7 protein-coding genes and 1 pseudogene are annotated in these 9820 nt (G+C 54.0%); 4 read left to right on the forward strand and 4 right to left on the reverse strand.

Annotated features, from left to right (window positions below; translation table 11 throughout):
* From B4B27_RS05800 to B4B27_RS05815, 4 genes are all read left to right on the forward strand, one after another.
* Positions 1–192 (forward strand): BrnA antitoxin family protein (locus B4B27_RS05800; protein ID WP_290724589.1); only part of this gene is annotated, 192 nt, incomplete at its 5' end.
* A 107-nt stretch (positions 193–299) separates the two neighbouring features.
* Positions 300–1310, forward strand: a complete 1011-nt coding sequence (locus B4B27_RS05805) for a virulence RhuM family protein (RefSeq protein WP_290724590.1) — start codon at positions 300–302, stop codon at positions 1308–1310.
* Between the two features lie 118 nt (positions 1311–1428).
* The gene (locus B4B27_RS05810) at positions 1429–2439 is read left to right on the forward strand and encodes a virulence RhuM family protein (RefSeq protein WP_290724592.1); all 1011 of its coding nucleotides are present in this window, start codon (positions 1429–1431) and stop codon (positions 2437–2439) included.
* A gap of 112 nt (positions 2440–2551) precedes the next feature.
* On the forward strand, positions 2552–2722 hold the full coding sequence (locus B4B27_RS05815) for a hypothetical protein (RefSeq protein ID WP_290724594.1): 171 nt from the start codon (positions 2552–2554) through the stop codon (positions 2720–2722).
* Positions 2723–2901: 179 nt separating this feature from the next.
* Here B4B27_RS05815 and carB read toward each other — a convergent pair whose 3' ends face one another.
* From carB to B4B27_RS14635, 4 genes and pseudogenes are all read right to left on the reverse strand, one after another.
* Positions 2902–6120, reverse strand: a complete 3219-nt coding sequence (carB, locus tag B4B27_RS05820) for a carbamoyl-phosphate synthase large subunit (protein WP_290724596.1) — start codon at positions 6118–6120, stop codon at positions 2902–2904.
* 25 nt (positions 6121–6145) lie between these two features.
* The gene (locus B4B27_RS05825; protein WP_290724598.1) at positions 6146–6346 is read right to left on the reverse strand and encodes a hypothetical protein; all 201 of its coding nucleotides are present in this window, start codon (positions 6344–6346) and stop codon (positions 6146–6148) included.
* 111 nt (positions 6347–6457) lie between these two features.
* Positions 6458–6613, reverse strand: coding sequence for a hypothetical protein (locus B4B27_RS05830; protein WP_290724599.1), 156 nt, complete (start codon positions 6611–6613; stop codon positions 6458–6460).
* Between the two features lie 1711 nt (positions 6614–8324).
* Positions 8325–9773 (reverse strand): annotated as a pseudogene (locus B4B27_RS14635) (SLC13 family permease); the annotation flags it as partial.
* Between the last annotated feature and the right edge of the window lie 47 nt (positions 9774–9820).

Here is a 9820-nt window from a genome sequence, read left to right on the forward strand (position 1 = left end):
AAGGCCATTGCGGCCTCAAAGCAACGTGCAGCAAAAAAAGCGAGAAAGTCCAAGGTCGGTACAAGCTTCGACCCCGGCGTCCTGGAGGCATTCAAGGCAAAAGCCGAACGCGTGGGCATACCTTACCAGACATTACTCAATTCCGTTGTCAAGCGGTACACAGAAGGAAAACTTGACATAGAGGTCGCCTAAGGCAACTTTCCTCATCGCCCTGAAACAACCGTTCCAGGGCTTCTTTATTGGAAATTTTTTAAGTAACCTATTGACATCCGCGTCAAAATAGTATACATTTGTGTAGTATGAAAAACGAAATGGAAAACGAAATTGTCATATTCAGGACAGACGACGAAACAATCAACGTTGAGGTCCGTTTTGAGGACGAGACCGCCTGGCTTACGCAGGACCAGATGTCCGTGCTGTTTAGCAAGTCTAAATCGACCATAAACGAGCATATAAAGAATGTATTCAAAGAGGGAGAACTAGACGAAAAAGAGGTTGTTCGGAAATTCCGAATAACCACTCCGCATGGGGCGATTGAGGGCAAAACGCAGTCTCACGAGGTGAATTTCTACAACCTTGACGTCATTATTTCTGTCGGTTACCGCGTAAAGTCCCTGCGTGGCACCCAGTTCAGGCAGTGGGCCACGAAACGCCTCAAGGAGTATATTGTCAAGGGCTTCACGATGGACGACGATCGCCTAAAAAAGTTGGGCGGAGGCAATTACTGGCAAGAACTCATGGCACGGATTCGAGACATCCGCGCCAGCGAAAAGGTATTCTACCGTCAGGTTCTCGACATTTACGCAACAAGCATCGACTACGATCCGCACGCCGACACTTCCATCATGTTTTTCAAGAAGGTGCAGAACAAGATGCACTTCGCTGTACACGGACAGACTGCGGCAGAAGTCATCTATAGCCGAGCTGACGCAGAAAAGGCGTTCATGGGGCTCACAACATTTTCCGGCGACAAGCCAAGCCTTCAAGATGCGCTGATTGCCAAAAACTATCTAGACGAGCGTGAGCTCCGGGCCATGGGGCAGATTGTATCCGGTTACCTGGACTTCGCCGAACGCAAGGCAGAACGGCACGAGCCGATGACCATGTCCGACTGGTCCAAGCATCTGGACCAAATACTCACCGCCGGCGGAGAAAAACTTCTACAAGGCAACGGCTCCATTTCCCACGAGCAAGCAGTCGACAAGGCTACAGGCGAATATCGCAAGTATCAACAGAAGACCCTTTCCTCGGTAGAAAAAGCTTTCCTTGACTCGATTAAAAGCATCGAGAAAAAGGTAGAGAAAAACTAACGAATGAAAGACAAATCACTTTTTTCGCCCTGAACCGACCACTTCCAGGGCTTCTTTATTGGAAATTTTTTAAGGAACCTATTGACAGTCACGCAAAAATAGTATACATTTGTGTAGTATGAAAGAGATTTTACTATACAAAACCGATAATGCAGAAGTCAAGGTCGAAATTCTGTTGCAAAACGAGAACTTATGGCTCACCCAGGCCAAGATGGCCGAACTATTCGATGTGCAGAAGGCGGCCATTTCAAAGCACCTGAAGAATATCTTTGCCGATGGCGAATTGGACGAAAAAGTGGTAGTTTCCAAAATGGAAACAACCACTCCCCATGGAGCGATGGTTGGCAAGGAACAAACAAAGTTCGTCAACATCTACAATCTCGATGCTATCATCGCAGTAGGCTACCGCATCAACTCCAAAAAGGCGACCATGTTCCGCATCTGGGCGACGCAAGTCCTGAAGGAATACATAATCAAGGGCTTCGCCATGAACGACGAGCGCCTGAAGGATCCGCAGAACTTCTTTGGCAAGGACTACTTCGAGGAGCAGCTAGAACGCATCCGCGAAATCCGGGCTAGCGAGCGCCGTTTTTACCAAAAAATCACGGACATCTACGCCCGATGCAGCGCAGACTACAGCCCTGACAGCCAAATTACGCAGGATTTCTTCGCAACAGTGCAGAACAAGATGCATTATGCTGTAACGCACCAGACCGCAGCAGAAATCATATACTCACGTGCAGACAGCAAAAAGGTGAACATGGGGCTCACGACATGGAAAAACGCCCCCAACGGCGACATACGCAAGCCAGACGTTTCCATCGCCAAGAACTACCTGTCGCAAGAAGAAATTGACACCCTGAACAGGATTGTCACCATGTATCTGGACTTCGCCGAACTGCAGGCGAAACGCAGCCAGGTCATGTACATGAAGGACTGGGTGGAAAAGCTAAACGCATTTCTCCAATTCAACGAGCGCGACATTCTCGAGGACAAGGGCAAGGTCACACACGAAATTGCCAAGGCATTCGCGGAAGGCGAATACGACAAATTCAGGATAATCCGCGACGCCAATTACAAAAGCGACTTCGATAAGTTGATGGAGTCTATCGCGGAATACAAGACGTAAAAAAGTCAAAAACTAAGGAACCTATTGACAACTACACAAAAATAGTGTACATTTGTACAGAGATAATCTAAACGATGGCTTTTGAACGCATGTAAGCCATAAGGGACAACCAATGAGCGACTTTTACGCCGAGACGCGTGCGATTGTGGAATCCAAGGCGAGCACGCTGTCGAAATACACCTACGACACATACCTCTCCCACCTGCGCAAGCTGCAGATGTACAGGCCCACGGCGGAATGGCAGAATACATCGTTTCTAACAATCGGCATTTCGATATTCTGAAAAGCATCGACTTTCCGCTGGTCTCAGTTCGGTCCATTCAAGAATTTTCCAAAGAACTCGCGGACGAGATGTAAATGATTTCATAAACAACTTATGCAAAAAAAGGCCGCAGCATTTTATTGCTACGGTCTTTAATGTTCTGGATCCTTCGCGCTTACGCACTCAGGATGACGTTCGCATTAGATCTCTTCAATAGAAGCGTGGTATTCCTGGAGGCTCTTCACAGCACCGTGGCCGTTACGAGCGGCGGCGATGCCCTTGACGGTGTTGTAGGCACCGGCGAGCGTCGTGATGTAAGGCACCTTGTACTTGATGGCGGCCTTGCGGATGGCGCTTTCGTCCTTGATGGCGTCGCGCTTTGCCCACGGCGTGTTGATGATGAGGTTCACCTGCTTGTTCAGGATGATGTCGAGGACGTTGGGGCGGCCTTCGGCAATCTTGTTCACCACTTCGCACTTGACGCCGGCCTTCTCGTAGAACTTGGCGGTGCCTTCGGTAGCGTAAATCTTGAAGCCGAGCTTTTCGAATTCCTTGCCCACTTCGATAGCCTGGTCCGCAAGGTTCACCTTGTCGGACAAGCTAATCAGCACGGCACCTTCGTTCGGGAGGAAGGAACCTGCGGCTTCCTGACTCTTGTAGTAGGCCAGGGCGTAGTCGTCGGAGAGGCCGAGCACTTCGCCGGTGGAGCGCATTTCGGGGCCGAGAACCGGGTCCACCTTCGGGAACTTGTCGAAGGGGAACACAGCTTCCTTGGCGCCGTGGTGGTTGAACTTCTTGTCCTTGAGCTTGAGATCTTCGAGCTTGGCTCCTAGCATAAGGCGGGTCGCGAGGCGGGCCATCTGGGTGTTGCAAACCTTGGAGACCAGAGGCACCGTGCGGCTTGCGCGCGGGTTCGCTTCGAGGACGAACACCTTGCCGTCTTCGATAGCGTACTGCATGTTCATGAGGCCGCAAACGTGGAGGGCTTCGGCAATCTTGCGGGTATAATCCTTGATGGTTGCCAAGTTTTCCTTCGTGATGGTCACCGGCGGGATGATGCAGGCGGAGTCACCGGAGTGGACACCGGCAAGTTCCACGTGTTCCATCACGGACGGGATGTAAACGTGTTCACCGTCGGAGAGCGCGTCGGCTTCGCATTCCAAAGCGTTGTGGAGGAAGCGGTCGATGAGGAGCGGACGGTCCGGGGTCACGCCCACGGCCTTCGCCACGTATTCGCGGAGCATGTTTTCGTCGTAAATGACTTCCATGCCGCGGCCGCCAAGCACGAAGCTCGGGCGGATCATCACCGGGTAGCCACCGATCTGCTTGACGCAAGCGAGGGCTTCGTCGATGTTCGTGGCCATGCCGCTTTCCGGCATCGGGATGCCGAGCTGGTCCATCATCTTGCGGAACAGGTCGCGGTCTTCGGCGATATCGATGGAGTCAATGCTCGTACCGAGAATCTTGACGCCTTCGTCGGAGAGTGCGCGGGCGATGTTCAACGGAGTCTGGCCACCGAACTGCACGATAACGCCGGCCGGCTTTTCCTTGTGGTAAATCTGGAGAACGTCTTCGAGGCAGACCGGTTCGAAATACAGCTTGTCGCTGGTATCGTAGTCGGTAGAAACCGTTTCCGGGTTGCAGTTGACCATGATGGTTTCGTAACCCATTTCGCGGAGAGCCATTGCAGCGTGGCAGCAGCAGTAGTCGAATTCGATGCCCTGACCGATTCTGTTCGGGCCACCGCCGAGAATCATAATCTTCTTCGGGTTGGTGCTGGCGGTAGATTCGTCCTTGCAGTTGTAGGTGCTGTAGTAGTAGTACTGGTCCTTCACGCCGCTCACCGGCACTGCGCACCAGCCTTCGACCACGCCGAGTTCGGTACGCTTTTTGCGCACGTCCTTTTCGCGGATGCCGAGAATCTTCGCGATGTACTTGTCGCTGAAGCCGTCCTTCTTGGCCTTGATGAGGAGTTCGTCGGCCGGGAGGCGGCCCGGAGTCTTGAGCATTTCTTCTTCGAGTTCCACGAGTTCGCGCATCTGCTGCACGAAGTAGGCCTTTTCGTAGGTGGCGGCGAAGATTTCTTCGTCGGTTGCACCCTTGCGGATGGCTTCGTACATCTGGAAGTGACGTTCGGAGCTCGGAGTCTTGAGCATTTCGAGGAGTTCTTCCTTGCTCTTCTTGTTGAAGTCCTTCGCAAAGCCGAGGCCGGAGCGACCGTTTTCGAGGCCGCGGATAGCCTTCTGGAGGGTTTCCTTGTAGGTCTTGCCGATAGCCATGACTTCGCCCACGGCCTTCATCTGGGTGCCGAGGCAGTCATCGACGCCGCGGAACTTTTCGAATGCCCAGCGTGCGAACTTGAGCACCACGTAGTCACCGCTCGGGGTGTACTTTTCGAGGGAGCCATCGCGCCAGTACGGAATCTGGTCGAGGGTGAGGCCTGCGGCGAGCTTTGCAGAAATGAGGGCAATCGGGAAGCCGGTAGCCTTGGAAGCAAGGGCGGAGGAGCGGCTGGTACGCGGGTTGATTTCGATAATCACCACGCGGCCGGTCTTCGGGTCGTGAGCGAACTGTACGTTGGTACCGCCAATCACGCCGATGGATTCCACAATCTTGAAGGCCTTTTCCTTCAGTTCTTCTTCGAGCTTCTTGTCGATGGTGAGGAACGGGGCTGCGCAGAAGGAGTCGCCGGTATGCACGCCCACCGGGTCGATGTTTTCGATGAAGCAGATGGCGATCATCTGGTTCTTGGAATCGCGCACGACTTCGACTTCCAGCTCTTCCCAACCGAGGATGGATTCTTCAATGAGGCACTGGTGCGTCATCGAGAGTTCAAGACCGTTACTGCAAATGGTGCGGAGTTCTTCCACGTTATAGCAGAAACCGCCACCTGCACCGCCCATGGTGTATGCCGGGCGAACGACGACCGGGTAGCCGATTTCAGCAACGATCTTTTCGGCTTCTTCCACGGAGTGGCAAATGCCGGAGCGCGGGGTGTCGATGCCGAGCTTCTGCATGGTTTCCTTGAAGATTTCACGGTCTTCGCCGCGTTCGATAGCGTCGAGGTTCACACCGATGACCTTCACGCCGTACTTGTCCAGCACGCCGGCCTTGCTGAGCGCTGAGGCGAGGTTCAAGCCGGTCTGACCGCCCAAGTTCGGGAGGAGTGCCTGCGGGCGTTCCTTTTCGATAATCTGGGTGAGGCGGGCGACGTTCAGCGGTTCGATGTAAGTGGCATCGGCCATGACCGGGTCGGTCATGATGGTAGCCGGGTTAGAGTTCACGAGCACAATCTTGTAACCCTGTTCGCGCAGGGCCTTGCAAGCCTGGGTGCCGGAATAGTCGAATTCGCAAGCCTGACCGATCACGATCGGGCCAGAACCGATGATAAGGACTTTGTCGATGCCTTCAATCTTCATTTTTTATCTCCGTTGATACTAATTATTAAACTCTTGTATTAAACTGTTGGACTGGATCCTTCGCCCTTACAGGGCTCAGGATGACGTAGGGGGTGTGCGTCGCTTTGACGCTGGGTAAAAAAAATGCCGAACCAAATGGTTCAGCAAAATCAAAATCAGAAAACGAAAAAACTTTAACTGCTTCGGAACCGTGTGTTCCGCAAGGTGCCTTTGCCTTATTCATCATGTGCAAAATCATCTTTGACCAGCTAAAGTTCTGTCGTTTTAAACTTGCGCAAATATAGAATAAAGACCCCCGTCTTGCAACGGGGAAAAACAAAAAATGTAAAGGGGCCAGCTACTCTTCCCCGTCAACGGGATCGTCCGGAACCTGGCAGTCCGCCGGGTTTTCGTCGCAATCGTCGACATCCTTGTTCGCCCCATTTCCGTCACACGCCATTAAGCCCATGACAGACAACAACATAAGCGTTCCGAGCCATTTTTTCATATTCATACCTGCATTTTTACGTTTGTGCTGTCACAAATATAATGTTTTTTTAGGTACGCGAGGTAAAACAACAAAAAAGGGCGCCGTCAGGCGTCCTTTTGAAACTGGATTCCAGCTAGAATTACTTCTTGGCGGGCGCGGCTGCAGGCTTAGCTGCAGGCTGTGCAGCGGGCTTTGCAGCAGCGGGCTTAGCCGCGGGCTGTGCAGCAGCCTTCGGTGCTTCGGCAGGCTTTGCAGCAGGGGCCGGAGCAGATGCTTCTGCCTTCTTTGCTTCTGCCTGAGCCTTAGCAGCCTCAGCTTCAGCCTTCTTCGCTTCAGCCTCTGCCTTCTTGGCTTCTGCTTCGGCCTTCTTGGCTTCGGCCTCTGCCTTCTTAGCTTCGGCGGCAGCCTTCTTGGCGGCGGCGACGCTGTCGGCCTTGGCCTTCTTCACAGCGGCGATGCTATCCTGCTGGGCTTTCTTAGCGGCAGCAGCGGCCTTCTTCTCTTCAGCAGCTTTCTTCTTAGCTTCTGCGGCTTCGGCCTTCTTCTTGGCCTCTTCTGCCTTCTTGGCTTCGGCGGCAGCCTTCTTGGCGGCGGCAACACTATCGGCCTTGGCCTTCTTCACGGCAGCGATGCTATCCTGCTGAGCCTTCTTTGCGGCAGCGGCAGCCTTCTTCTCTTCGGCAGCTTTCTTCTTGGCTTCAGCAGCTTCAGCCTTCTTCTTTTCTGCTTCTGCCTTCTTGGCTTCGGCAGCAGCCTTCTTGGCGGCGGCGACGCTGTCGGCCTTGGCCTTCTTCACTGCGGCGATGCTATCCTGCTGGGCTTTCTTAGCGGCGGCAGCGGCCTTCTTTTCTTCAGCAGCTTTCTTCTTGGCTTCAGCGGCTTCTGCCTTCTTCTTGGCCTCTTCTGCCTTCTTGGCTTCGGCAGCAGCCTTCTTGGCGGCGGCGACGCTATCGGCCTTGGCCTTCTTCACTGCGGCGATGCTATCCTGCTGAGCCTTCTTCGCGGCAGCGGCAGCCTTCTTTTCTTCGGCAGCTTTCTTCTTGGCTTCAGCGGCTTCTGCCTTCTTCTTTTCTGCCTCGGCCTTCTTGGCTTCTGCGGCAGCCTTCTTGGCGGCGGCAACACTATCGGCCTTGGCCTTCTTCACAGCGGCGATGCTATCCTGCTGAGCCTTCTTCGCGGCAGCAGCGGCCTTCTTTTCTTCAGCGGCCTTCTTCTTAGCTTCAGCGGCTTCTGCCTTCTTCTTTTCTGCCTCGGCCTTCTTGGCTTCGGCAGCAGCCTTCTTGGCGGCGGCGACGCTATCGGCCTTGGCCTTCTTCACGGCAGCGATGCTATCCTGCTGGGCTTTCTTAGCGGCAGCAGCGGCAACGAGAGCAGCGGCTTCGGCAGCCTTCACCTTCTCGATGGAGTCGGCCTTGGCTTGAGCAGCGGCAATACTATCGGCAGTAGCCTGGGCGGCAGCGGCACTATCAGCAGCGGCCTTCGCAGCAGCACTATCGGCAGTAGCCTGAGCAGCAGCGGCGCTATCCACGACAGCAGCGTTGCTATCAACAACTGCGGAATCAGCAACAGCGGCAGAATCGACAGCCGCGCTATCAACAGCAGTAGTATCAACAACAGAAGAATCTGCGACTACGGCAGCAGGTGCTTCCGGAGCAGGCTGTTCCACAACCTTGGTCACTGCGGCAGGCTCTGCGACCTTATCAGCAGCCTTCGGCGCCGGCGTACCAAAGAAATTCACATGGGCGAGGAAAATCATCATTCCCCAAGAGAGAACCAGACCGACCAGTCCCATGACAACACCCGTAATCGCCATACCGCGCGTATCCGTATAGCCCGTCGCATGCGCAAGGGCGTTAGGCGGAGTCGAAATCGGGAGGCTCATGCCGAGAGAGCTAGCAAACGCAACGGAAACGAGGAGAGCGGTCACGCCACCGAGGCCAACGAGGTTGTCCTGGCAAGCGATGCCCACAGCACAAAGAATCGGAACCAAAAGCGTAGCCGTAGAGGTATGGCTCATGAAGTTCGCCATGAACAAGCAAATGATACCGCAGCCGACCATGAGAGCAAGCGGAGACCAGCTTGCAAACGGGATCGTCTTGATAAGGTGAGCGGCAAGGCCAGTCGCATTGAGGCCAACACCCAGGGCAAAACCACCAGCCACGAGCCAGAGCACGTCCCAGCTCATCGCATTCAAATCCTTCTTGGTAATCACGCCGGTAAGGGCAAACACGGCCATCGGGATCATCGCAATCGCGTTATCGTTAATACCGTGAACGTTCTTGCCCGTCACCCACAAAAGCACACACACGACAAAGGTAATGTAAACGATGATAGCCTTGGGGCTCGTATCGAACTTGCCGGCACCTTCAATATTCAGGACCATCTGCTTCATCTTGATCGGGTAAATCTTCACGAGCAGGAGCCAAGCAACCACCATCAAAATAATCACGTACGGAATACCGAAAGCCATCCACTGGCCGAAGGTCACCGGGTTCGCGACAAGGTCACCACGGGCAACGGCATCGTTCAGGGCACCAAGGGCGATGGCGTTAGGAGGCGTGCCGATCGGGGTACCCATACCACCGATGTTGGCACCGAGCGGAATAGCAAGGGCAAAAGCAGCCTTACCGCGATCGTCTTCGTCAAAGAGCTTGAGCACCGGGGCGAGGATGGCAAGCATCATGGCTGCGGTAGCGGTATTGCTCATGAACATCGAGAACACAGCCGTAATGAGCATGAGGCCGAGGAGCACGAACTTCGGGTTCTTGCCGAAGGGCTTCAGGAGCACGCGGGCCAGGTTCAAGTCCATCTTGTACTTGGTGGCGGCGGCAGCAAGGAAGAACCCACCCAGGAAGAGCATGATGATGGGGTTTGCAAAGGTCGCCATGATGGACTTGTGGCTAATCATCGTCACACCGTCCACGCGGAACGGGGCGAGCGACGAATCGGACATCGTGACAATCATGAGCACGATGACAAGCATCGAGGTGGACCAGATCGGGAACGGTTGCAGGATCCAGAAAAGAGCGGCCATGACGAAAACGCCGATGACGCGGATTTCGAGCGGGTTCAGGGGTCCCATGGGGCTTGCTGCATCGAATCCGAGGGATTCGTAGGGCAAGAAGAGAGCGGCGATAGCAAGTATCGACGCAATGATGAATTTGATGAATTTAGCCTTTGTCATAGTGCGCCCAAATTTAGAAAAATAGGGCAATGGTGGCAAATACGGAG

It is taken from the genome of Fibrobacter sp. UBA2449, assembly GCF_002342555.1.
Classification (GTDB): domain Bacteria; phylum Fibrobacterota; class Fibrobacteria; order Fibrobacterales; family Fibrobacteraceae; genus Fibrobacter.

Excerpts from the sequence above, each read along its gene's own strand:
- B4B27_RS05805 (WP_290724590.1), top strand. The coding sequence starts at position 300 with ATGAAAAACGAAATGGAAAACGAAATTGTCATATTCAGGACAGACGAC.
- B4B27_RS05810 (WP_290724592.1), top strand. The coding sequence starts at position 1,429 with ATGAAAGAGATTTTACTATACAAAACCGATAATGCAGAAGTCAAGGTC.
- B4B27_RS05815 (WP_290724594.1), top strand. The coding sequence starts at position 2,552 with ATGAGCGACTTTTACGCCGAGACGCGTGCGATTGTGGAATCCAAGGCG.
- carB (WP_290724596.1), bottom strand. The coding sequence starts at position 6,120 with ATGAAGATTGAAGGCATCGACAAAGTCCTTATCATCGGTTCTGGCCCG.
- B4B27_RS05825 (WP_290724598.1), bottom strand. The coding sequence starts at position 6,346 with ATGATGAATAAGGCAAAGGCACCTTGCGGAACACACGGTTCCGAAGCA.
- B4B27_RS05830 (WP_290724599.1), bottom strand. The coding sequence starts at position 6,613 with ATGAATATGAAAAAATGGCTCGGAACGCTTATGTTGTTGTCTGTCATG.